The sequence below is a fragment of the Streptomyces sp. NPDC060209 genome (assembly GCF_042728155.1).
Classification (GTDB): domain Bacteria; phylum Actinomycetota; class Actinomycetes; order Streptomycetales; family Streptomycetaceae; genus Streptomyces.
Genome location: NZ_JBHWZS010000006.1, coordinates 36,803 through 59,811 on the forward strand (window position 1 = coordinate 36,803; position 23,009 = coordinate 59,811).

Here is a 23,009-nt window from a genome sequence, read left to right on the forward strand (position 1 = left end):
CGTCTGCGGTGCGGCCGTCGCCGTCATCGGGCCGCACCCTCCAGAGACCCCCAGGAGTTTTAGACCGTGTCCTACATGGTCAGTTGGCAGTTGTGCTGGGTATGGGGAGTGGACGGTGGGGATGGATCGCTCCGGACGGACTCTGGGAGATAGCGCGGCCGTTGCTGCCGCCGGCCCGAGTTCGCCCGCAGGGCGACGGGGTCGCGAACATCGATGACGAGGCGGTCTTCGCGGCGATCATCTACGTGCTGGTCAGCGGGTGCGCTTGGCGAGCCTTGCCCCCGTGCTTCGGGGCGTCGAAGTCGACGGTGCACCGTCGCTTCGTCATCTGGTCGAGAGCCGGGGTGTGGGGCCGGCTGCATCAGAAAATTCTCCAGCTCCTGGACGAACAGAACCTGATCGACCTGTCCCGGGCGGTCCTGGACTCCGCGCATATCCGCGCTAAAAAAGGGGCGAACTTGCAGGTCCGAGTCCCGTGGACCGGGGCAAGCCAGGTTCCAAGATGCACGTCCTGTCCGACGCGGACGGACTGCCCCTACGCGTCGGGCTCTCCGCGGCCAACACCCACGACAGCCAGGCCCTGAAGCCGATGCTGTCCCATTTCCACATGGGACACGAATCCCACGCGACGGAATCCAAGCCCCGCCGTCTTCACGCAGACAAGGCGTACGACATCCCCCACCTGCGGCGATGGCTCTGGGGCAAGCACATCGGGGTCCGCATTGCACGCAAGGGCATCGACTCCAGCGAGCGGCTCGGCCGGCGCAGGTGGGTCATCGAACGCACGATGTCCTGGCTGACTGGCTACCGCCGACTCAACCACCGCTACGAACGGAAACCAGGCAACTACCTGGCCTTTCTCGGACTGGCAGCCGCTCTCTGCTGCTACAAACGATTCCTCAAACTGACCATGTAGGACACGGTCTAAATCTGGGTTGATGGGGCTTCAGCAGCCTGGGCAGGGCCATGAGGTTCTCGCCGGGGCTGACGCGGAGACAGGCACGCCTTCTGATGATCACGAGGTGTCGAGTCCCTGATCACCCCAACGGAAGACCGTGTATGCCCGCTCATCTTCGCTCATCCCGAGCCGCGGTCCCGACGGCACTCTCGGTCGAGCTCGCACCGGTGGACATGAGCCTGCCGAACGCCGTCCGCACCGCACCTGTCCGCCGGCCGATGATCAGCCCCCCGATTTTGTTGACGCGAGCCGCATCAACGGCACGGGCCGCATCCATCAGAGCTTCCACACCAGCAGGCGTGAGACCAGGTATAAGGGTGGTCAAGGGGACGTCGTCGAAGGTACCTCGCGTCATTCGTCGATCATCGTGGCTCTTCGTTCCTAGGCCGGGAGCTTCTGCCCGAGGTTCCCTCTTCGCCCGCAAGATGACGCTTTGATGGCCGCCAAGGTGAGCCCGTTCATTCGTACCTTGCTGAGCACCTCAATGACTACGCGGACACCTTGGCTGCCGGTCCCCAGCCGGTGTGCCCGAGCAGACCCAGCTCACGCCGGCGAAGAACAAACTCAGGGCACTCTTGAAGACCACCGCGAAGGCAGCCAGGACACCGAGCCTCGCAAGCACTCCCGCGCCTCGTGCGCGGGTGAGCGCGAACGAGCGGGTTGGCGGGTTGGCGGCGGTCGGGGTGGTGAATGACCACCCCGACCGTGTCCCCCTCAGCAGAGGCGGTACCCGAGGGGACTGTCATCCCTGCGCCAGGGCCGGTGCGACGAGTTGGGCACCGATCTGCCGTGCCGTTGGCAGGACATTAGCTTCGGCGATGACACGCAGTAGCGCAGGCGCGTCGGTCTTCCGCTCGCCGTACGCACAACAGGCGGTCACCTTGTCTGCAACCTCGGACCAGTTCAGCGGATATCGCCGGTCCCCGCGTGGTACGTCGCAGCGGCTCGCGATGGTGCCGGTGCTGGTTGTCACTTCGACCGTGGCGAAGGCGCCGCTCCACTCCGGGGAACCGACCGGTGGCGCCTGGGCGGTGCCACTCTGGACCAGGGCCATCAGCGCGCGGACGTCGGGGCGGGCGACCTTCTCGTCGAGGAAGGAGAACAGATCGATCGCCTTGTCGTGCAGGGCTGCCGCGACCACGTACTCCATGCTGAACTTGGCCTGCGTTCCGTTGGCCGGCTCGTGGTGGACCAATGGCACTTGGCCACCGGGTTCGGTCGTGACCCGGATGGCGATGATGTCGTCGAGAGCCGGTCGCCGCTCGCGCGCCAACTTCAGTGCTGCGTCGATCGCCCGTTGAGTCTTGTAACAGGACGGGTAGGACTTGATGTTGAGCCCCTCCCGGTCAAGGTGCGGCGCCTCGGCCAGCACCACGTCCGCCGCGGATCCGGTGACAGGTCCGAACCTGGCAAGGAACCCCAGTGGTGCGTCGAGTTCTGAGGGATCGGCGTCGAAGCCGACCTGCGCCAGTCGAGCCGCCATGACGGCATCTCGAGCTGCGAGGCCCGCGTGCAGGGGCTTCGTCAGGGTCCCGAAGTTCTGCCTGCTCCCCGAGGCGGACGAAGACGCGATCCCGAGGGCATGCTGCACCTGCCCACCGGTCAGCCCGAGGAGCCTGCACACTGCCGCGGTGGCTCCCAGCACACCCAGGGTCGCCGTGGCGTGCCAGCCGGCACGGTAGTGCGCGTCCACGTCCAGCACCGTGGCCAGCGTAATGATCGTGTCGAAGCCCGTGTGGTAGGCGGCGGCAAGGTCCTGGCCACGGGCGTCAACGGATTCGCCGACGGCGAGCAGGGCGGGCCAGAGCACTGCGCTGGGGTGCCCGGACATCCGGTCGTTCACGTCGTCATAGTCCAGGGCGTGGGCCGCGGTTCCGTTGAGCAGCGCGGCAGTTGGCGCGTCGCAACGCTCGCCACTGGCCCAGACAGTGGCGCAGCCGGGAGCCAGCCTTGGGCCGAGAGCTTCCCGAAGCCGCAGGGGCGCCGGGTCTTGTGCCGCGGCCAGTGCGACGCCGAGGGTGTCAGCCAGCGAGGCGGCGAGGATGTCGCGGGACCGAGCGGACGGTGTGACGTTGCGCGCGGCGTGTTCAGCCAGTTGGGCCGTCATACCTGCGGTTGTGTCAGACACTGTGTTCCTCCTTGATTGCCGCGCCCGCCCCGCCGACTGTGAGCTCGGCGTCGAAGTCGATGCTTCGGGTCTCCGGGCCGAGCAGGGCCCCGACCGCGATGAGCCCACCGCCCAGGACGTAGCAGACGGCCGTCGCGTATTCGATGGGAATGACGTGGCCGATCCATACGCTGTAGAAGGCGAAGCAGTTCGGGATGACGATCGCGAGACTGAACGCGCCCGCGAAGCCTGCCGAGCGCACGCCTGTGCTGAAGCGCTCGTTGCAGTAGGTCACGGACACTCCGTTGACGCCGAAGACCACGGCGGGAATGGCGATGGCCATCAGTGCGATCAGAAGGGGGTTGTCCGTCAGCTTGGCGGCGAAGAGGCACCATAGGGCCGTTCCTGCTGTCCCGACGAGCAGTCCCAGGAAGACCAGCATGGGCTTTCGGCCGACCTTCTGGCTGCCCCACCCGGCTCCGAAGAACACGGCCACGAGGAGCACATGAGCGATCAGCATGGTCCACGTGATCCAGTTGTCGGACATGCCGTAGAGGCTGCCCAGGAGGTTGGGGATCACGGACGATGTCGACGCGGTGATGAACCACAGGCCGCTCATCACCATGAAGACCTGCCAGAAGACGCGACGGTGCTCACCGAACATCACGGCCTTTAGTGGTGACTTGACCCGGGCGGACTTCTTCCACAGGTCCGACTCGGGCAGATTCTTCAGCCGGAACAACCAGAATACGGCCGACAGCACAGCGCTGAGCAGGAACGTGATCCGCCAACCCCACTGCACGTACGGCGAGTTCAGCCCTCCGTCGGGAAGAACCTGCAGGATGACCAGCGTGATGGCCGACACCGTGACGTAAGCGAACGGGAACGAGGTCTGCAGCAGGCCGCCGAACGATCCGCGCTTCTCGCGCTCGACGTATTCGTAAGCCATCGGCGCCGCCGCCGCGTACTCGCCGCCGAGGAAGACCCCGTCGAGCATGCGCAGCAGCACCAACAGGATGGGTGCGGCCAGTCCGATCGAGTCGTAGCCCGGAAGTATTCCGATCAGGCCCGTACAGAGCGTGAAGCCCGCCACTGTCACCAGGCTGACCCGGCGTCGTCCGATCCGGTCGGCGAGGCTGCCGAAGATCAGGCTGCCCAGTGGTCGGCCGATCAGTGTCGACGCGAAGGTCAGGTAGTAGATCAGGGTCTTCTCGCCCTGCGACATGTCGGTGCCGGTGAAGAAGACCATTGCCGGCGCCAGGGCGATGATCGGCGCGTAGATGTCGAAGTAGTCCAGGAACAGGCCCTGGTACGACGCTGTCGCGGCTTGTCGCCGCTTGCGCGCGAATTCCTCGTGCGCGGTGTCGGTCGGCTGGCGCACTGTCGTCATCGTTGACGCCCTTTCGAGAGAGTGCGGAGGGGCGGGCCACTGGCTGCCGCGAAGTTGATTCCGTACACACTTACAGGCTCTGGCGGAGAAATCATCGAAGCTGACCAGGAGGAAGTCAAGCAAGTGTCGACAGAATGCTGGGGGTGATCTATGTTCGGCCTATCGGCCGAGCATGCGACCACCTTCAGAGACGAAGAGGAGTCATGACGCGAACACGACGCATCGAGCCGGGAGCTCCGTGGCTTGAGACCAGCACTACCGAGGCCGACTGGCGGTCAGCAGATCCTGCACTGCTGACCACAATGCTGTGCCAGCTCAACCTCATCCGAGCCTTCGAGGAGACCGTCCTCGACCTTGCCGGGCAGGGCCTCGTCCATGGTCCGGCTCACTCCAGCATTGGTCAGGAAGGAGGCGCGGTCGGTTCCATCCTCGGGCTGCGGTCCTCCGACGCGGTCAATGGCTCGCACCGCGGACACCATCAATTCCTGGCGAAGGCCCTGACCCATGTCACCGGCGGGGTACTGGACCCGACAGCCCTGGCCGGCGAGCCGGTCCGCGACGTGGTGCGCCGCACGCTCTCCGAAATCCTCGGCCTGGCGCAGGGATACTGTCGCGGCCGCGGTGGGTCCATGCACCTGCAGTGGTTCGAGGCCGGTGCGCTCGGCACCAATGCCATCGTCGGTGGCGGGGTCCCCCTGGCCGCGGGCAACGCCTGGGCGCAACGCCAAGCAGGTACCTCCGACATCACCGTGACGTACTTCGGGGACGGCGCGGTCAACATCGGCTCCGTCCTGGAGACCATGAACCTCGCCGCCGCCTGGCAGCTGCCGCTCTGCTTCTTCATCGAGAACAACCGCTACGCGGTGTCGACCACTGTCGAAGAGGCGACCGCCGAGCCCCGGCTCTCCGGCCGCGGACCGGGATTCGGAATCCCGTCCTATCGGGTCGACGGCATGGACCCCCTCGCCGTCCACCTCACGATGGCGGACGCGGCCGAGCGCATGCGTGCCGGCGGAGGCCCGGTCGTGATCGAAGCCGAGGTCTACCGCTTCTTCCACCAGAACGGCCCGTACCCCGGCAGCGCCTTCGGGTACCGCAGCAAGGAGGAGGAGGTCTCCTGGCGCGCGCGTGACCCGCTCGAATTGCTCGCCACGCGACTCCTCAAGCGCAGCCTGCTCACTCAGACCGAGGTGGAAAGCATCCGCGAGCAGGCGGTTTCCTTGATGCGCGATGTCGCGGCGGAACTCACCGAGAACGATCCGGAGAAGGACGGCAGCCTCCGGATCAGGCCGCAGCTGTGGCCCGACCCCTCGTTCGTTGACGTCGGTGTCCGGGGCGGTGGCGAGGAACTCGACGGCCTCCCCACCCTCGACCCGGTGGAGCACGACGGCCCGACCGAGACCATGCGCTTCGTCCAGGCCGTCGCTGCGGTGGTGGGTCACCGGATGGACGAAGACGGCCGCGTGGTCGTCATGGGCGAAGACATCCACCGACTTGGCGGCGGTACGAACGGCGCGACCAAGGGGCTGCACGACGCGCACCCCGATCGTGTCCTTGGCACACCGATCAGCGAAAACGCCTTCGCAGGACTGGGCGGTGGGATGGCGCTCGACGGACGCTACCGGCCCATCGTCGAGTTCATGTACCCGGACTTCCTCTGGGTGGCCGCCGACCAGGTGTTCAACCAGATCGGCAAGGCCCGCCACATGTTCGGCGGCGCCAATCCGGTCCCACTCGTACTGCGCACCAAGGTTGCCATCGGCTCGGGCTACGGCTCACAGCATCTGATGGACCCGGCAGGTGTGTTCGCCACCGCACCGGGGTGGCGGATTGCCGCGGCCTCCACCCCGGCCGACTACATCGGGCTGATGAACACCGCCCTCACCCTCGACGACCCCGTCCTGATGATCGAGCACACAGACCTGTACGGGCGCCGCGGCGAGGTCCCGGCCGGCGACTTGGGCTACCACCTGCCCGTCGGCAAGGCTGCCGTCCGGCGCCGAGGTTCCGAGGTCACTGTGCTCACCTACCTGTCGATGGTCGATGTGACCCTGCAGGCCGTGGAAAAGACGGGTGTCGACGCCGAGGTGATCGATCTGCGCTGGCTGGACGCCGCGTCGCTGGACTGGGACACCATCGAGGCCAGCGTGCGCTCCACCAACGCGGTTCTGATCGTCGAACAGGGTGCGCGGGGCACCTCGTACGGCGGGTGGCTCGCCGACGAGATACAGCGCAGGTTCTTCGACTGGCTCGACCACCCCGTCGACCGGGTCACGGGTTCGGAAGCCTCGCCCAGCATTTCCAAGGTGCTGGAGCGGGCTGCGTATGCCGATGTCGAGGAGACAGCAGCAGGCCTCAAGCGCGTTCGCGCCGGCCGGGGAGGAGAGGTCTGATGGCAACCATCGTGCACCTCCCGGAGATCATGACCGGTTCCAGCGAGGCGACGATCCAGACCTGGCTTGTCACTCCCGGACAGGAGGTCTCCGTCGGGGATCCCCTGGCCGAGGTCGAAACGGACAAGGCCGTCGTCGAGATGGCCGCGGAGACAGCCGGCACGGTCCTGAAGATCCTCGTCGAAGACGGCGCGCCGCTGGCAGTCGGCACACCGGTCGTTGTGATCGGAGCCCCGGGAGAGGAACCTCCCGCAGAGCCGGGGACAGGTGCCATCGACGACACCCGGGACCGGCCCGCCGAAGCCAACACCCTGGTCAGCGCCACACAGTCGGAGAAGGAAGCCACCGCTGCCGACACCGCTCGACGCTTCGCCACCCCGCTGGTGCGCAAGCTCGCGCGCGAGCATGAAATCGATCTGTCCACACTGACCGGCTCGGGGCCCGGCGGCCGAATCGTCCGCAAGGACATCGACCGCTATCTGGAAGAGGCGTCCCGCGCGCAGACCACGATGCCCGTTCAGGAGGCCCCGGTCCCCGCGCCGGCCCCGGCGGCCCGAACTGCGCCCGCCCTTCCCGAGGGAGCCACGCGCGAGACACCCTCGGCAATGCGGCGAGCCATCGCACGTAGGCTCACCGAGAGCAAGTCGACTGTGCCGCACTTCTATCTCAAGGCCGAGTGCCGAGTGGACGCACTGCTGGAGCTGCGACGCACGGTCAAGGACCTGGACATCCCGGTGTCGATCAATGACTTCGTCCTCAAGGCCGTCGCGGCGGCCTTCGACAAGGTGCCCGAGGCGAATGCCCTGTGGACCGACGAGGCCATTGTGCGCCCGGCGGGCGTCGACATCGGCCTCGCGGTGGCAGTCGACGATGGCCTCGTCACCCCCGTGATCCGCGATGTCGGGAACACCTCGATCACCGGCGTCAGCCTGCAGGCCCGCGAGCTCGCCGGGCGCGCCCGCGAGGGCAAACTGCGACAGCACGAGATCGAGGGCGGCTCCTTCACGGTGTCCAACCTCGGCATGTACGGCGTCACCGAGTTTTCCGCGATCATCAACCCACCGCAATCCGCGATCCTGGCGGTAGGAACGATCGTGCAGCGGCCAGTCGTGGCAGAGGGTGCCATCGAGGTGGGCAGCATGATGACCGTCATGCTGTCAGCTGACCACCGAGTGATCGACGGGGCTCTCGCCGGGCGCTGGATGCAGGAGTTCGTCCGCGTCCTTGAGCACCCCTTGAGTGCTCTCGTCTGACGGCCCGGCAGGGGCCTGATCCGCCGGATCGCCCCACCGAAGCAACCGAAGCAACCATCCAAGGAGGGCAAGGACGTGTCCGTAACGGCTGTATATCCGCAGGTCCACGCATTCGTCTGTGGCCGACTGACCGTCCCGCGAGGATTTCTGATCGCGGGCGGCGAGGGCGACATCAACGTGCCGGTTCCCGCATACCTGATCACCCATCAGGGCCGGCACATGCTCTTCGACACAGGACTGAGCCACAGGGCCAACACGGACCTCTCGTCGTACATGGATGAGAAGGCCCTGGCTAAGCGCCGGTTCCATTTCAGCCCCGCCGAAGAGCTGAGCAATCAGCTGGCCGGGGCAGGAGTGGCACCCGAAAGTATTTCTCTCATCGCCAACTCGCATCTGCACTACGACCATTGCGGGGGGAACGCCCAGTTCCCGCAGGCCGAGGTCCTGGTGCAACGCCACGAATGGGAGGCCGCCAACGCCGCGCCTGCCGACTCCGGCTCGTACCGGAAGGCGGACTTCGACGTCGGCCAAAAGGTGACCCTGCTTGACGGCGCTCACGACGTGTTCGGGGACGGAACCGTGCAACTCGTCCCCACAACGGGCCACACTCCGGGCCACCAGTCCCTCCTGGTCGCGACCGAGCACGGACGCGCAGTACTCACCGCCGACGCCTGTTACCTCCGGGAGACCCTGGAGCAGCGCAGGCTCCCGGGGATCGTCGCGGACCCCGATGCTGTGATGGCCACACTCGACTGGTTCGCCGCCCTGCAGGAGGACGGTGTCCAGGTGATCTTCGGGCACGACCCCGACTTCTGGTCCGAACGGAGCCTCGCTCCGGTGGAGTTGCTGGCCTCCTAGACATCCCCGCACGACTCGATCCGCACCGAGACAGAAACGGAAGCACCACCATGGACCGTCCTGTGACCTACGACTTCGCCGGAAAATCCGTCGTCGTGACCGGCGCCGCCCGCGGCATCGGCCGCACGATCGCCGAACGATTCGCAGCGGCAGGCGGCGCGGTCGTCGTTGCCGATCTCAACGAGTCGGACGCACAGCAAGCTGCTGCCGAGATCTGCGAGAAGGGAGGCAAGGCGGCGGCGTTCGCCGTGAACGTCGCCGACTCCGCTCAGGTCTCGACCCTGATGGAATTCGCGAAACAGGAGCACGGCGGCCTCCACGTCCTCGTCAACAACGCGGGCGTCAGCACCACCAAAATCATCGAGGAGACCACCGAGGAGGACTGGCGCCGGGTTGTCGACATCAACCTGACCGGCCCATTTCTCACCTGCAAGGCGGCACTGCCGCTGCTGCGCGCCGCCGGGGGCGGCAAGATCGTCAACGTGGCCTCGGTCGCGGCCAAGCGGATCAGCTTCAATGCCTCCGCCAACTACACCGCCAGCAAGGCCGGCCTGCTCGCATTCACCCGGCACCTCGCGTACGAAGCCGCGCCGGACAACATCAATGTCAACGCGATCTGCCCCGGACCGGTTCTGTCGCCCATGCAGTTCAACACGGCTTCACCAGAGACGATGCGGGAGCGTGTGGGGAGCGTGCCCATGGGCCGGTTGACCTCTACGGACGATCAGGCGGACGCCGTGCTCTTCCTGTCCTCGTCCGCCGCGTCGATGATCAATGGGGCGGCCATCGACGTTGACGGGGGTTCGCTGCTGGGTTGGTACGACGTCGCCACCTACTTCGAGCGCCGCCACGCCACCCGAGCCGGAGGCGCCTGATGACCACCACGGCCCCCAACGAGGGCACCGACCGATTCGAGCGCGGCATGGGCCTGCGTCGCGAGGTCCTTGGAGACGCACACGTATCGCGGAGCGTCACGGGTGCTGAGCCCTCGGACCTGCAGAGACTGATCGCAGAGATCGGGTGGGGGACGATCTGGGCCCGGCCGGGCCTACCTCGGCAGACCCGTAGCATGCTCACGGTCGTCATGCTGATGACCCTCAACCGCGGAGCCGAGCTGAAGGTGCACCTGCGCGGGGCGCTCAATAACGGCTGCACGCAAGAGGAGATCCGTGAGGCCATCCTTCACGGCATCCCCTACTGCGGCTTCCCCGCGGCGATCGACGCGATGCGCGTGTTCGACACGCTCCTGGCCGAGGAGAACAACGATGAGTGCTGAACCGAGCACCCCAGTACCCAGCTTCCTCCGGGGAAGGACGCCGACTCAGGTGGGCATCCTGGTGGACGACCTGACCGCCGGCGTCGAGGGCTGGCGTGCGGCGACCGGACTGGACGACTGGTACGTCGTGACCTACGACGCGGAGGAGATCGACGGCCTTTCGTACCACGGCAGTCCGGGGTCGTTCGCGATGCGGCTCGCGCTCGCCGGCCAAGCGCCTCAGATCGAGTTCATCGAGCCACTGCGCGGCCCGAGCATCTACGGGGACTGGATCGCCGAGCGCGGCTACGGGATGCACCACCTCGGATTCCATGTGGATGACATTATGGCTGCCGTGGCCGCCATGGCTGCGGACGGCTTCGAGCCGATCCAGAGCGGCTTTGGCTACGGTGCGGACGGCGATGGGGGGTTCGCGTACTACGAAGTCCCGTCCCTGTCCCCGCTCATCGTCGAAATTATCGAAGTACCGACGCAGCGGCGACCGTCGGAACCCCTCGAAAGTCGAACGGCCAACTGACCCTTTCGGCCGCCCATGTCGGATCAAGGCACGGGCGGCCGGAAGGGAGAACGGTAGATTGATCGAATGTCGGACGACAGGGCGGTCCAGTTCGGGCCCAGCGCAATGCTCAGCTCTCTGTTGCACCTTGAAGAACCGGACTCGCTGGTCAGCCAGATCGTCCTGAACCTGGCACTCGACATCATCGAAGGCAGGGCCCGCCCGGGGCAGACACTTAACTCACTGGATCTGGCCAAGCGCTTCGATACGAGTCGCACCCCGGTGCGCGAGGCCCTCTTCGCCTTGGAGCGTGAAGGCCTCCTGGAAATCCAGGCACGCAAACGCCCCCGAGTGATGTCCCGTTCGCTCGATCAGGTCGCCGAGATCTACCATCTCCGGGCCGAACTGCACGCTCTGCTGGCCAAAGAGGTCGCGCGCAGGGCGGGACCGGAAGACCTCAGCCAGATCGAGAGCCACCTTGCCGCGCTCAAGGATGCAGTCGACCGCGGTGACAACAACCTCTTCTTCTGGCAGAACGTCGCCTTCCACGACTTCACCACCACTGTGGCGCGCAACCTCACCACCAAGAGAGTGTTGAACAGCCTCGGCCTTCAGGTGCTGCGACTGCGGCATCTGACGATGTCTCTGCCTGATCGGATGGCGGCCTCCTACCGGGACCATGAGCGCCTCGTCCTGGCATACCAGGAGCACGACGTACAGCTCGCGGGAGCCCTCAGTCGATCACTGATCATTGGAGCCCTGGGAGCGCTCGAATCTCTCTCCCCCGACGACCTGCGCGGTGGTTACTGAGCCGCCAGTCGCGCTTGCCGAAGCCCGGCCGACCGCAGCTACGCGCCGCGTGTGCGGTGGATGCCCCTCCACCGCACACCGTTCGCGTGGAAACATATCGCCTCCCAGAGTGGACCGTCTGCTGTGGGGCTGCAGGTGTCGAGGGGGCACGTCTCAATCGTCTCCTGTTTCGTATCGAGGTCGATCGTGCCCGGCGATCGAAGCCGCTGGAGGCGGACGCCGCGGAGCTGGGCCGAGGTGCAGGCGGATTAGGCCGTGTGTCGAAAATCGCTGAGAGGCAACGTTGTGCCGGGCTGGAGCGTCATTGGGATTGCCGGACTCGGCTTGGCCAGGGCGTTGAGGGAGGCTCGTGGAGCGGGGTATGGGGAAGCGGGACGGCCCAGGGCGAGAGCTGAACACGTAGAAGAAGGTTCTCGCAGAGGACCACCGCGTCATGCGCGAGATGTTTTGTGTGAGCGTCGGCGGTGCCCATGCCGGGCTCGTCACAACGGTCTTCATCGTGACCTTGTTTGCTGCGATCGGCGGCACCGTATGGGCTCTGATCGTTAGCGGAGAGGTTGCGCTCTGGTTCACAGTCGCCCTTATCGCGGTTGTCGGCGGCGGTCGCCGCGGGTGGGTCGCAGTCAAGCGCGCTTACCTCGTGACTTTCGGCTGGGCCGGCTGGCTGTGATCGTCAGCGAGGGTGTGGCCGACGCGAGCAGGCAGCTTCGGCAGCTCCGTCTGTTACAGCAATTCTCCGATCGCGGCGACAAGGACGGTGGCTTCAAAGCGGACGGCGAGCTATCGAATCGGGTGGCGACCGCCCGGTGCCTTTGAGGCGGTTGATCCCGCACTCGACCGCATGGCGTTCGCGGTAGTCGACCGGATCGAAGCGTGGCGGCCGACCGCCACGGGCGCCGAGCTTTCGACGGTTGCGTGCCCGGTCGGCCTTGTCCGGGATGGTGCAACGGATCCCGCGTCGGCGCAGGTAGGCGCGGTTCCTGCGAGAGGCGTACGCCTTGTCAGCCCGCACGCGATGAGGGCGGACGCGCGGCCGGCTCGGCCCGATGCAGGGCATGCGGAGCTTCTCCAGCACGGGCTCGAACTGAGGTGATTCCCCGCGCTGTCCCGCGGTGACCACGATGGACAGGGGCTTCTGCCCCTGCTCGACGGCCAGGTCCGCTTGGCGGTGAACCCGCCGCGCGAGCGTCCCAGCCCGTGATCACCGGGCTCGGCGAACACGCCGCCCGGTGGTTCCTTCTACAGGTCACCCTGCTTGCGCGCCCCGGCAGCATGCTGATGAGCACGACAGACCGTGGAGTCGACGCTTAAAGAGTGTTTTGTTCCGTCAGGGGTTTTTGGTAAGGCGGCAGTTCGAGCTGTCGCTCGTGGGGCGGCCAGTGGGGTTCAATGCAGGTATGGAGAACGCTCTGTGGGACCGACTATCGGTGGAGGTCCGCCGGGAGGTGGATGGCCTCGTTTCGGCCGGGCGGAACGTGCAGGCCATTGCTCTGATGCGTTAGCATGCCGGTCCGCCAACGCCGCATCTGCATGCGTGCGTCGATGTGGTGGGCCAGCGATTCAGCGAATTGCGGAACGGGTCAGCGAGTTCGTGACCATGCCTCGCGTGGTGGTCACGCGTCGCGCCAGTTCGGGGTCGATTCGCGGGTGAGCCTACGGCTCATGAGGTCGACCATCGCCACCTTGATCATGGCTTCGGAGCGGTGGGGGTGGGTCTCGTAGTCGCGGGCCAGGCGGCGGTGGTGCATGATCCAGCCGAAGGATCGCTCGACGACCCAGCGCCGCGGAATCACCTTGAAGCCCTTCTGGCCAGGGTCGCGGCGGGTGACTTGCACATCAATGCCGAGGTGGGCGCCGTGGTCGATGACTTTGGTTCGGTAACCGGTGTCGGCCCATGCCTTGGTGATGCGCGGATGGTCAGCGGAGACGGTTGAAAGCACATGAATGCCGCCGACATTGTCGGAGACGCTGGCGGCGGTGACCAGCACGGCCAGGAGGAGGCCGAGTGTGTCGACGGCGATGTGACGTTTGCGGCCTGCGATCTTCTTGCCCGCGTCGATGCCCTGGCCTGTTGCGGGCACGTTGGCTGAGGTCTTGATGCTCTGGGCGTCGAGCACGCAGGCGCTTGGCTCGGCGGCGCGGCCTTCGGATTCGCGGACGAGGCGTCGGAGGAGGCCGTTGAGATGGTCGAAGACTGCGTCTTTCTGCCAGGCGGCGAAGTAGCCGTAGACGGTCTCCCACGGGGCGAAGTCGTGCGGCAGATAGCGCCAGGGAATTCCGGTCCGGTCGACGTAGAGGATCGCGTCCATGATCCGGCGCAGGTCGTGTTCGGGCGGCCGGCCGATGTCCAGGCCCTTCCCCCTGCGTTCGGCACGCCAGGCTGCCAGAGTCGGCTCAAAGAGTTCCCAACGGGCGTCGGACAAGTCACTCGGATACGGCCGCTGTCGGCGAGACATGTTTCGATGCCCATCATGTCGCCACAGGGCGCAAACGGGTGCGACTGGGGGCGTGTTGAGATCAGACAGGAGCGAAGGGAGCGAAGGGATCGAAAGGAGCCCTTGAAAGCCGTCACCCGCCCCACCAGTCAAAAGGGATATCTGCTACCTCAGCCGTCCCGGAGCGGCCCGCCACCTAAACCGCAGACAAACACCTCTGGCGGGACAAAACGCTCTTTTAGGCCGTGTTTTAGAAGTTGTTGGTGTGCTGGGTGGGCCGTCCGGGGAAGTCGCGGGCGGCCATCCAGATCGTGAGGTTACGAGCGATCCGATCGATGCTGCTCTCGGTGACAACGTCGTGTTCGCGACAGGTGCTGTCGCGGCGGACAACTTCGTAGCCGCCTTCGTCCAGGACCGCGACGGAGGTGAACCAGGCCGGGTCGTCCTCGTCGGGCTGGATGACGACGAACGTGTTGTCCGAGTCGTTGAGGTCATCGATCAGCATGAACAGCGCGTCCTCGGACGGGTCCTCAATGTGGTCGCCGCTCTCACTCTCGGCCCGGTAGTACGCAGCCCCCATCGGCCCTGTCTCCTCTCGGCCCGCTGACCTGATCGCGGCCAGAATGACACGTGGGGCTGACACTTCCGTCAGGTCACAGCCATTCATTGATCGCGGCGATGAGGACGGTCGCCTCGAAGCGGACCGCGAGCTTGTCGAACCGGGTCGCCACCGCCCGGTTCCGCTTCAGCCGGTTGATGCCGCACTCGACCGCATGCCGGGCCTTGTAGTCCTCGCGGTCGAAGGCTGGAGGTCGTCCACCAGACGTTCCCCGGCGCTTGCGGCTCCCGACCTGATCGGCAGGCTCCGGGATCGTGCACAGGATCCCGCGCCGCCGCAGATACGCACGGTTCGCGCGCGACGAATACGCCTTGTCTCCCCGCACCCGCAACGGACGAATCCGGGGCCGGCCCTGTCCGAGGCGAGGAACCCGGATGGCTTCCAGCACTGCCTCGAACTGCGGGCTGTCTCCTCGCTGCCCGGCTGTGACCAGCAGTGATAACGGCCTCTGCCCTTGCTCGCAGGCAAGGTGAATCTTCGTCGTCCAGCCACCGCGGGACCGGCCCAGGCCATGGTCGTCGGGTTCGGTCCGATTGCCGCCCGGCGGTTCCTTCTGGGCTCGGCTGTCCCGCCGGGCACCGGCCGCGTGCTGATGGGCCCGACAGATCGTGGAGTCGACGTTCACCTCCCAAGTGATCAAACCGGCGGCATCTGCCCGGGCCTGCAGCCCGGTCAGGACCGACGACCAGACGCCATCGCGCTGCCAGCGCCGGAAGAGCCCATAGACCGTCTGCCACGGACCGTACTCGGGTGGCAGATCCCGCCACGGAGCACCAGTCCGCACCCGCCAACGAATCCCGTCGATCAACCGGCGCCGGCCGAGCGACGGCCTGCCCAACACCGCGACCGGCAACAACGGACCCAGCACCGCCCACTGGCCATCTGAAAGATCCCCTCGCCCCACACCGAGATCATCACGGCACGAGGCGAGACACGGACCCCAGTTCTAAAACACGGCCTAGACCCCAGGCAGCCGTGATTCAGCGGTACTGCTCCGGAATTTCCATCTGGGGGACGGGGCGCCTCCCAAATTCATCGACAAGCGACTTCGCAACTGCGGTTCTGGCTCACATTCCGTGGAGTGATTACGGAGAGTCAGATCTTCGGGGCCATGCGATGACCGTCTGGATGGGCACGAAGTCGAGGCGAGGTGAGTTCCAGGGCCCGTTTGTCGCGTCCGGCGTTCATGTGGTTGAGCCAGCGTTCGTACCAGTCGAAGAAGTCGGTGGCGGAGGAAACGTTGGGGCCCCCAAACCCGTCGCTGTTACCCATCAGGACGCGGCCAGTGAGGGGCCGGTCACCGCGATGACGCATACGTCAGTGCAGCCCATCCCGATGATGTGGAGGAAGAGATCGCGTCCGTGGGCCCTGGGTCCTGTGCCGTCGTCGAAGCGCGGTGTGTCCCTGGTTCTCCGCGCGGATTCATCACCAGCAGGGAACACCGCTCCAGCGGCATGAGGCCGTAGAAGGGCGCCGCGCCTGAGCCGCCGATTTGCGTGAGGAACTGCTGATAGGCGTCGGGCAGGACGATGTCGTGCTCGGCCTCAAACGCAGCAACGCGTGCTGCCGCCAGCTTCGGACCGAGCCGAAACTCGTGTTGCTCTTCCCCGAAGGAATGGCTGCGCAGGGGTTGGAACGAGATCGCGGCCAGCTTGCGACGCAGGCGGGGTATGCGGCAATCCATGGTGCATCTTCTCTCGTCCCCGTCACCCTATGGGTGGCTGTGGTCAGCTGGCCAAAAGAACCCTCTTCCGCAGGAGAGCGAAGCCGACTCGGCCGAACATCTGGCGCTTAAGCATCTTGATCCGGTTGACGTGTCCTTCAACGACGCCTGAGCTCCAGGGCAGGGTGAGCCCGGCGATGACGGCGTCGCGGTCACGCTCGATGCCTGCGGCGAGGGTGTGGAGGCTGGCGAGGTCGTCACGCCGGAGGGAGGCGCGAACCCGCTGGTAGCTGCCCTGATAGCCGAGCGGCACAAGCTCTCCCACAACTTCCAGGCGTTGGTGCAGCCCTGGTTCCAGCGGTCATCCAGGTAGGGCTTGAACGCGTCCAGCTTGGACGGCCGACCCTGCCACTGCCCATGGAAGAGGTCCTCCGGGGCGGCTGCGTCAGCGAAGAGCTTGACGGTGCGCGAGGTCATGCGGAGCTGGCGGCCGATCGCCCTCCTGCTGAGCCCAGCCGCCAACAGTTCGTGGACGGTCGCGTGCTTGGCGCGGGTGCGGTCGGCGAAACGATGTTCGGTCGGCCAGGGCGAGTCGGCCGGGTCTTCGAACTTCTCCGGCTGGGCGACGGACTGGGTTGAATCCGGCGCCAGGACCTGCAGGCATCCGCAGTGGTTTGCGACACAACGCTCGGCGACCTCGCTCAGGTTGTGCCAGAGGTGCCACCTGTTAGCGACCTCCACCGCCTGGGGCGCCCCGGCGGTGGCGCCTTCGGCGAAGAACGGTGCCCGGTCGCGGCATACGACCTCTACCCCGGGCCGCTTCGCGAGCCAAGCGGCCAGACTGGAAGCCTCCCGGTCGGGCAGCAGGTCCACAGGACGCCGACTATCGACGGGAACAGTAACTCCTCCAACCGGAGCGCGACTTCTATCACGGGCCGAACTTTCAGCCACGCCACACTGGGGACGAGTCATTTTCAGGCAGCTTCCCGAGGCCCCACCCGACGACAAACGTCACTCCGCGTGGTGATTCACGGAAAGTGAGCACAACCAATTCTCGTGAACATTCGTGGCGAGGCTGGGCACTCACTGCTGCTCAAACAGCTCGACAAACGCTGTCGCTGGAAGTGAACGAAGCCAGCCAGGTTCCGGTTGGCCCCGAGCCCTGGCGGTGGATCCCTAACCACTCGCCCCAAGAGCCCCAGTGACCCCCATCCCTCACCTTCTGTGCTTCCGCCACTCTCCCTCACAAGGTCGACGACGACGCCATTGAGTAGCTGGCCGCACGCCGGCTCGCCGCCGGAGCCGGATCCCCACTCGCTGCTGACGTGGGCTGACGTCATCTTGATCTACCATTCGTTTTTTCTGTATGCGGTGAGTGTTGTTGTTTCCGTTGGTTGGACTCAAAATGGCTCTTCGACGGGGAAAACTGGGTACGCCACGTGTTCGGTTGCTCGTCCGGCAGGACTTGGGTGTGAGATTCTGATGCCGTGAACACGCTATTGCCCCGCAGGCTGTTGGTTTCCTTGGGTGTTGTGGGCATCGGCAGTGCGGCTGTGGGAATCCCGGTCGGCGGAATAGACTATGTGGTCAATATTCTTGCCAGCGTAACGGGGTTCTGTGCGGCAGCTGCTGTTTTGGCGCCGATGTTGGCCGCGTACGAGGCGCGAAGACTCCATCCAATCTGGCAACTCCTCAGCATGGAGCTTCTCGATGACCTTCTAACGCTCTGGCAAGAGTCGTTCCCATCTTCTGCGGCAGGACGGGGTGGGATCCTGGGAGAAGTGCAGGCACTGGGGGGTGAAATTGAGGAACTTGGCCTCCTTCGTGCCTATACTCCCGGCCTTAGGCCTACCTGGATGGGACAAGTGGAAGACGTGGTTGAAACTGATCCCGAGAAGGTTCATGCTCAGCTGGAGCGCCTGCAGCGTTCAATCGAACCGCTACGTCACTGCCGCCTGGAAATTCTCGCCCGAAAGGCAGAAGCGATTGCGATGAGCAGGGTTCCCGAGGTGGTAGCGGTTAGCTACGACGCGGGACTTGCTACCGGCGCAAGGGAATTGATGGCCGCCGTTCGCTGGCTGACAGACACCTGGTGGATTCCGATCAGAGGGGCTAGTGCAGATGAGAATCTACGCCAGTCCATTCGACGCCTGGATCAACAGAAGGAAATTCTTGAAGAGGAAATGCGGCAGCGAGGGGCAGGTTCTGGTGAACTCAGGGAGGTAGCTACAGCCGCTACGTTCGATTGCGATGAGGCTGTGGTTCTTATGGATAAGGCCCGTTGGGTCCTTGTTCAGATTTACGTACTGAGTGAGCGAGTTTCTGTCCTGCGAACCGAAAAGGAGCGAATTATCAATCGCTGGCCCTTCAAAATCGGCGTCAAATACAGCCTCTCTGGCGTCATTGCCGATGTCGCCCATGAGTATAAGCCAGTCCTGCTGCCGAGTGATGAAGATGTCTCCTAGGGTAACCCTGAGCCCGAGAAGATCGCCGCTTCTGCTGGGAGTGCTTCAACCTGCACCGTCCGACCGATCCTGAGGTCTTGGAACGGATGGCACGAATGCGGAACGCTCAACTCCAGCAGACGAAGCCCACCTGCTTGAGCGGCGCCAGGCATACGCCAACGACCTCGGGTCCGAACCGTCTCTGGTCGCCGTCACTGCGAAGTCGAACCGCTCCAAGGTCGGCAAGAACCCCGCTCAGCGGCTTCCCCCGGCGAAGAGCGCCTACAGACTGGACGGCAGCCAAACTGCGTTGGAAGTTCACCGCCGACAAGTCAACCTCGCCAAGAACTGCACCGACGCCACCGTCGAGTTCGAGGAAGCCGCCCAGTGACGCTTACGGCAACGGCCCCTCCTCCCCTCTCAAGGAGGGAAGAAGGCAGGTACTTTCGATGCCCGCGCACTCCGCCCAATCGGGGCCAACGCAGCCGGCACGGGGAGCAGGTGTAGCGCGCCCCTTCCGGGTAGCAGGCTTTGGGACCATGCATCCCCACAGACACACGAAGCCCAGTCCAAGGACGCCAACTCCAGTGCGACAGATGTTTTGTCAGACGCTCCTGAACACCTCGTCGTACGCCAGGCGGGGTGCGCGGGGCCGAAAGGCGTCCGGGCCCGGGTAGCCGACATTCGCCACGACCAGGGCGCGGTGTCGGCCGCCGGGGAAGAACTCCTCGGTGACGGCCTTGGCGTCGAAACCCGCCATGGGGCCCACGGCGAGGCCGGCGGCCCGTACTCCCACGAAGAAGTAGGCGATTTGGAGGGAGGCGTTGACCACGGCGGTGTCGTGCCGCATGGTCTCGTCGGCGAACAAGTCACGGGCGTTCGGTACGTGCGGTGCGACTTCGGACAGCTTTTCGTGGAATTCGAGGTCGGCGGCGAGGACAACGACGAGTGGAGCCTGGCGCACCTTGGATTGGTTGCCGTGTGCCATCCGCTCGACGAGTCGTGCGCGTGCTTCGTCGCTGCGGATCAGGACGGCGCGCAGTGGCTGGCTGTTGAGCGAGGTCGGAGCGTTCCTGATCAGCTCGTGGATGGCGGTGACCTGCTCGTCGGTCACCGGCTCGTCGGTGTATGTGTGTGCGGTGTGGGCCTTCTTGAAGAGAAGGTCCTGCGCGTCGGTGGCGAGTATGGGAGTCATAGCGATTCACCTCGTGTAGGAGAACTGTTCGGTGTGGCGCGCGGGTAGCTGCCGAGAAAGACGATTCGGCCGTTGCGTCGGCGTAGGGCCGCGACGACTGATTTAACGGGGGGCTCGTCTATATGGCCCTCGAATTCGAGGATGTAGGAGTAGTCGCCGAAGCCGGCGCCGCTGGGCCTGGAGAGCACTGATGTCAACGGCACGGATGTGCGGACGAACTCATGGAGTACGTCGTGGAGGTCGATCACCTTGCCCACCAGCGGCACGAGCAGGGTGCTGCGGTCCGCGCCCGTCGGCAAGGACTTCGTATCGCGTGGGGCGGCCTTCACGAATCGGGTCACCGCATCCGGCCGGGCCCCTATGCCCTGCGCGACGACATGAAGTCCGTATGCCGTGAGCGTCTTCGGCGAAGCGATGGCGGCAGTACCGGGAGTGCGTGACTCTCCCACCTCGCGGGCGGCCTGCGCAGTCGAGGAGGTAGCAACGAGATCGGCGCCTGGGAGGTGGGTGTCGGTCCAGGCGCGGCACTGGGCGTGGGCGTGCGGATGCGTGAGCACCTGGCGTACCGAGGCGAGGGAGCCGCCCGGCGATACGGCGAGCGCGAACTGGACGTAGAGCTGTGTCTCGCCGGTGATGCGTAGGCCCCCGCCGTGTGCGAGTGCGTCAACAGAGTCGGTGACGGCCCCCTCGACCGAGTTCTCCCAGGGCACGACTGCGGCATCCGCCGCCCCGCGGCGGACGGCGTCGAGCGCCTGGCGGACGCTCGGGTACGGTACGGCCTCGCCGGAGCCTACTTGCAGGCTGGCGAGTGCGCTTTCGGTGAACGAACCGGACGGGCCCAGATAGGCGGTGGGCATCGGGACGGAGCCTCCTTGGTGTTGGTAGTTCCAACAGGTCCATTCAGGGAGCGCGCTAGGCTCCGGTTACGGCGTTTGCCTTCCGCGGGTCGAACAGCGTGGTGGACCGCTCGCCCGCGCCGTCCCACTGTGCTGAGCTCCATGCGTACTCGGTGGCGTCGTCCGGCGTCGGCGCTCGGCTGCGACATCGCCGCTGTCGGTTACCGCTCGCTGGGCGCTTACGACTTCCTCGATGATGGTCTGCACGGCCTCGTTGGCGGTCCACAGCCGGGCCAGGACGTGTGGCCGGCTGCGGCGCGGGCCGTGGAGGAGCGAGGCCCGTTCCCGCTGGGTGAGGGCGTCGGCCGCGAGGTCGTCGACCTGGTCCTGCTCGACGATGTCCCGCGCCTCGATGCCGATCTGCCGGCCCCGGGCGACCGCGACTCCCACCGGGCTCTCGGCGTGGCGAGCGAGCAGTCGACGCCGAGGATTTCGGGCACGTAGGGCCATGGGGACCATGGCTTTCGGAGCACGTAGGGTCGATGGGCACGTTCCCCGGCGGGATGCCGAGCTCTGATGAGCCAAGGGAAAGGCGCAGAACGTCGGCGCCTGTGGTGAATTGGTCGCGGTCCTGGCAGCGGTGGGTGGTGTCGCGCCGATCGTGTTCGGTGGACCCGGGAGCATTGCGGGGTACTGGGGTGGGCCGGGCTCGCCACGCTTGGCAGGTCCGGGAGGCGTGTGCACGTCGCGTGACGGGAGGTGCGGTGGCGTCCTCGGGCGTTTCCTCTCAGGTCGGCGCGCTGGGATGGAGGTCGAGTCGAAATTTGCGAGGGTCTTCAGCGCTTCCTGCTCCTTGAAGGCTTGTGCGTGCACCGTGAGTCGCCGCGGCTCACGCGCCGGCTTCGGTCTGCGGGACGCGGACCGAGCCTGGGTCGATCAGGCGGAACATCTCGACGGTGTCGAAGTAGTCCTCGAAGTGCACGGCCAGGCCGTCCTTGCCGAGCGTCCAGGAGTGGACGAACCGCAAGGTCGCTTTCCGCCCGTCGCGGGAGGTGACTTCCCGGTCCCCGAGCACCATCACCCGGTCGCCGTCGACCAGGAATTCGCGCGGGTCCAGAATCATGCCGCCCAGCACACCGGGAACTCGAGCGAGGAATTCCCGCATGCCGTCGTGCCCGTGCTTGGGCCCGCCCAGGCCCACCTCGCGCATGCCATCGGGGTGCACCCAGACGATCCCGGGGTCGAAGCAGGTCAAGATGGCGTTGACGTCCCGGCGGTGGAAGGCTTCGTACGCGGCCCGTATCCGCTTCTCCACGTCGGTGGCGCTCACGCGGAAACCTTCTTCGGGTCCTTCAGGGGGATGTCGGGGAAGTGCGCCCGCAGTGTGCGGCTGATGCCGTCGTGCCACTCGACTGTGCAGTCGCCGATCAGCGACCGCCGCTTAGTGCTGTCGAAGGCGTACGTCTCACGGGTGACGCCGCTCTTCTCGAGCTTTGCTTCGACGCCCGTGATCGCAGACATGTACTCGGCGCAGTCGGTCATGCCGACCGGCTCGTCACCTCCCCAGTTGACGACTGTCGCCGGCGTGCTTGCGATGTCCCACAGCAGGGGGACTTGGTGCACGAGGTCGTCCGTGTGGATCAGCGATGCCCAGTTCTGGCCTTCGAGCGGGATCGGGATGGGCTCGCCGGCCAGCATCTTCTTGAAGTACATGACGGGCACGCCGCCGTAGGAGGCCGGTCCGTAGGAGATGTTGAGGCGCGCGATGGTGGTGGGCAGGCCTAGCGTACGGGCGTAGGCGCGAGCGGTGCCCTCTGCCGCGATCTTGCATACGGGGTACGTCGGCAGCCATTCGGCCACGCCGTCCAGCGGATCGCTCTCCGTGTACTGGTGGTCGAGTGTCTGGCGCTTGTAGAAGGCACCGGTCGACACGTGCAGGAAGGCCTCCGCCTTGCGGCAGTGTGTCATGAGCCGTCCGACCGCAACTGAGTTGACCTCAATGGCGGTGTCGAAGTCCCCGTCGTAGCCCCGGTGCACCGCGGAGTGCATGACGTGGGTGAAATCGTCGGGCAGCGAGTCCAGGGTGTCCTGGCCCATGTCCCAGTGGTACGTCGTGATGCCCTGGGCGCGCAGCTCGTCCTCGACACCGGGGGTGGCGAAGCGGCCGAGGCACCAGACCTCGTTGTCTGCGGCGAGGGCCTCGGCGACCGGGCGGGCCGCCTGACCGGTGCCACCGGTGATCAGAATCTTCTTGCCATGTGTCAAGGGGGGTTCTC

At 65.8% G+C, this 23,009-nt stretch carries 23 protein-coding genes and 1 pseudogene; 11 read left to right on the forward strand and 13 right to left on the reverse strand.

Translation table 11 applies throughout. The annotated features are described in order from the left end of the window. Positions 1 to 101 precede the first annotated feature (101 nt). Positions 102 to 916, forward strand: a protein-coding gene (locus ACFWFI_RS02395; protein ID WP_387384520.1) for an IS5 family transposase whose coding sequence is annotated in 2 segments (ribosomal slippage) — positions 102 to 450 and positions 450 to 916 — 816 coding nt in all. Because the reading frame shifts where the segments join, the coding sequence is not laid out codon by codon here. Positions 917 to 1,700: 784 nt separating this feature from the next. Here ACFWFI_RS02395 and ACFWFI_RS02400 read toward each other — a convergent pair. Both ACFWFI_RS02400 and ACFWFI_RS02405 read right to left on the reverse strand, forming a co-directional pair. After that, positions 1,701 to 3,086, reverse strand: a complete 1,386-nt coding sequence (locus ACFWFI_RS02400) for an MmgE/PrpD family protein (protein ID WP_387384522.1) — start codon at positions 3,084 to 3,086, stop codon at positions 1,701 to 1,703. Then, on the reverse strand, positions 3,079 to 4,455 hold the full coding sequence (locus tag ACFWFI_RS02405; RefSeq protein ID WP_387384524.1) for an MFS transporter: 1,377 nt from the start codon (positions 4,453 to 4,455) through the stop codon (positions 3,079 to 3,081). Before ACFWFI_RS02405 ends, ACFWFI_RS02400 begins: the two co-directional genes overlap by 8 nt. 203 nt (positions 4,456 to 4,658) lie before the next feature. Between ACFWFI_RS02405 and ACFWFI_RS02410 the strand changes: the two genes are divergently transcribed. The 8 genes from ACFWFI_RS02410 to ACFWFI_RS02445 all read left to right on the forward strand — a co-directional run bounded on the left by ACFWFI_RS02410 (position 4,659) and on the right by ACFWFI_RS02445 (position 12,211). Further along, complete coding sequence (locus ACFWFI_RS02410; RefSeq protein ID WP_387384526.1) at positions 4,659 to 6,848, forward strand: alpha-ketoacid dehydrogenase subunit alpha/beta; 2,190 nt, start codon at positions 4,659 to 4,661, stop codon at positions 6,846 to 6,848. Further along, entirely contained in the window at positions 6,848 to 8,101 is a 1,254-nt protein-coding gene (locus ACFWFI_RS02415) for a dihydrolipoamide acetyltransferase family protein (RefSeq protein WP_387384528.1), read from the forward strand. Before ACFWFI_RS02410 ends, ACFWFI_RS02415 begins: the two co-directional genes overlap by 1 nt. Positions 8,102 to 8,176: 75 nt before the next feature. Next, entirely contained in the window at positions 8,177 to 8,959 is a 783-nt protein-coding gene (locus ACFWFI_RS02420; RefSeq protein WP_387384530.1) for an N-acyl homoserine lactonase family protein, read from the forward strand. A gap of 50 nt (positions 8,960 to 9,009) precedes the next feature. Then, a complete protein-coding gene (locus ACFWFI_RS02425; protein ID WP_387384532.1) occupies positions 9,010 to 9,834 on the forward strand; it encodes an SDR family NAD(P)-dependent oxidoreductase in 825 nt (274 codons plus the stop codon). Beyond that, a complete protein-coding gene (locus tag ACFWFI_RS02430; protein WP_387384534.1) occupies positions 9,834 to 10,235 on the forward strand; it encodes a carboxymuconolactone decarboxylase family protein in 402 nt (133 codons plus the stop codon). Before ACFWFI_RS02425 ends, ACFWFI_RS02430 begins: the two co-directional genes overlap by 1 nt. Positions 10,236 to 10,284: 49 nt before the next feature. Further along, positions 10,285 to 10,752 (forward strand): VOC family protein, encoded by a 468-nt coding sequence (locus tag ACFWFI_RS02435; protein ID WP_387384536.1) that lies wholly within the window; start codon positions 10,285 to 10,287, stop codon positions 10,750 to 10,752. Positions 10,753 to 10,818: 66 nt separating this feature from the next. Continuing rightward, positions 10,819 to 11,541 (forward strand): GntR family transcriptional regulator, encoded by a 723-nt coding sequence (locus ACFWFI_RS02440; RefSeq protein ID WP_387384538.1) that lies wholly within the window; start codon positions 10,819 to 10,821, stop codon positions 11,539 to 11,541. Positions 11,542 to 11,974: 433 nt separating this feature from the next. Beyond that, complete coding sequence (locus ACFWFI_RS02445; RefSeq protein WP_387384540.1) at positions 11,975 to 12,211, forward strand: hypothetical protein; 237 nt, start codon at positions 11,975 to 11,977, stop codon at positions 12,209 to 12,211. Between the two features lie 93 nt (positions 12,212 to 12,304). Here the strand turns inward: ACFWFI_RS02445 and ACFWFI_RS02450 are convergent, their stop codons facing one another. From ACFWFI_RS02450 to ACFWFI_RS02480, 7 genes and pseudogenes are all read right to left on the reverse strand, one after another. After that, the gene (locus ACFWFI_RS02450; protein WP_387384542.1) at positions 12,305 to 12,661 is read right to left on the reverse strand and encodes a transposase; all 357 of its coding nucleotides are present in this window, start codon (positions 12,659 to 12,661) and stop codon (positions 12,305 to 12,307) included. A 493-nt stretch (positions 12,662 to 13,154) separates the two neighbouring features. Beyond that, positions 13,155 to 13,997, reverse strand: a complete 843-nt coding sequence (locus ACFWFI_RS02455) for an IS5 family transposase (RefSeq protein WP_387384544.1) — start codon at positions 13,995 to 13,997, stop codon at positions 13,155 to 13,157. A 229-nt stretch (positions 13,998 to 14,226) separates the two neighbouring features. Next, complete coding sequence (locus tag ACFWFI_RS02460) at positions 14,227 to 14,556, reverse strand: hypothetical protein (RefSeq protein WP_387384546.1); 330 nt, start codon at positions 14,554 to 14,556, stop codon at positions 14,227 to 14,229. A 73-nt stretch (positions 14,557 to 14,629) separates the two neighbouring features. Then, the gene (locus ACFWFI_RS02465; protein ID WP_387384548.1) at positions 14,630 to 15,499 is read right to left on the reverse strand and encodes an IS5 family transposase; all 870 of its coding nucleotides are present in this window, start codon (positions 15,497 to 15,499) and stop codon (positions 14,630 to 14,632) included. A gap of 393 nt (positions 15,500 to 15,892) precedes the next feature. After that, on the reverse strand, positions 15,893 to 16,279 hold the full coding sequence (locus tag ACFWFI_RS02470; RefSeq protein ID WP_387384550.1) for a hypothetical protein: 387 nt from the start codon (positions 16,277 to 16,279) through the stop codon (positions 15,893 to 15,895). A 43-nt stretch (positions 16,280 to 16,322) separates the two neighbouring features. After that, positions 16,323 to 16,583, reverse strand: coding sequence for a transposase (locus tag ACFWFI_RS02475; protein WP_387384552.1), 261 nt, complete (start codon positions 16,581 to 16,583; stop codon positions 16,323 to 16,325). A gap of 416 nt (positions 16,584 to 16,999) precedes the next feature. Next, positions 17,000 to 17,230, reverse strand: a pseudogene (locus ACFWFI_RS02480) (hypothetical protein); the annotation flags it as partial. Between the two features lie 515 nt (positions 17,231 to 17,745). On the opposite strand from ACFWFI_RS02480, the gene ACFWFI_RS02485 reads away from it, so the two are divergent. After that, on the forward strand, positions 17,746 to 18,723 hold the full coding sequence (locus tag ACFWFI_RS02485) for a hypothetical protein (RefSeq protein WP_387384554.1): 978 nt from the start codon (positions 17,746 to 17,748) through the stop codon (positions 18,721 to 18,723). A gap of 583 nt (positions 18,724 to 19,306) precedes the next feature. Here the strand turns inward: ACFWFI_RS02485 and ACFWFI_RS02490 are convergent. Both ACFWFI_RS02490 and pheA read right to left on the reverse strand, forming a co-directional pair. Next, positions 19,307 to 19,897, reverse strand: coding sequence for a malonic semialdehyde reductase (locus ACFWFI_RS02490; protein ID WP_387384556.1), 591 nt, complete (start codon positions 19,895 to 19,897; stop codon positions 19,307 to 19,309). Further along, positions 19,894 to 20,754 carry a prephenate dehydratase gene (gene pheA, locus ACFWFI_RS02495; protein WP_387384558.1) on the reverse strand — a complete coding sequence of 287 codons (861 nt, stop codon included), beginning with the start codon at positions 20,752 to 20,754 and terminating at the stop codon, positions 19,894 to 19,896. The genes ACFWFI_RS02490 and pheA overlap by 4 nt, the downstream gene beginning before the upstream one ends. Positions 20,755 to 20,895: 141 nt before the next feature. Between pheA and ACFWFI_RS02500 the strand changes: the two genes are divergently transcribed. Continuing rightward, positions 20,896 to 21,237: a hypothetical protein gene (locus ACFWFI_RS02500; protein ID WP_387384560.1), complete on the forward strand. Its 342-nt coding sequence runs from the start codon at positions 20,896 to 20,898 to the stop codon at positions 21,235 to 21,237. A 385-nt stretch (positions 21,238 to 21,622) separates the two neighbouring features. On the opposite strand, the gene ACFWFI_RS02505 is transcribed toward ACFWFI_RS02500, so the two are convergent. Together ACFWFI_RS02505 and ACFWFI_RS02510 are read right to left on the reverse strand one after the other, a co-directional pair. Further along, on the reverse strand, positions 21,623 to 22,063 hold the full coding sequence (locus tag ACFWFI_RS02505; protein ID WP_387384562.1) for a nuclear transport factor 2 family protein: 441 nt from the start codon (positions 22,061 to 22,063) through the stop codon (positions 21,623 to 21,625). Next, the gene (locus ACFWFI_RS02510; protein ID WP_387384564.1) at positions 22,060 to 22,998 is read right to left on the reverse strand and encodes an NAD-dependent epimerase/dehydratase family protein; all 939 of its coding nucleotides are present in this window, start codon (positions 22,996 to 22,998) and stop codon (positions 22,060 to 22,062) included. The genes ACFWFI_RS02505 and ACFWFI_RS02510 overlap by 4 nt, the downstream gene beginning before the upstream one ends. Positions 22,999 to 23,009 lie beyond the last annotated feature (11 nt).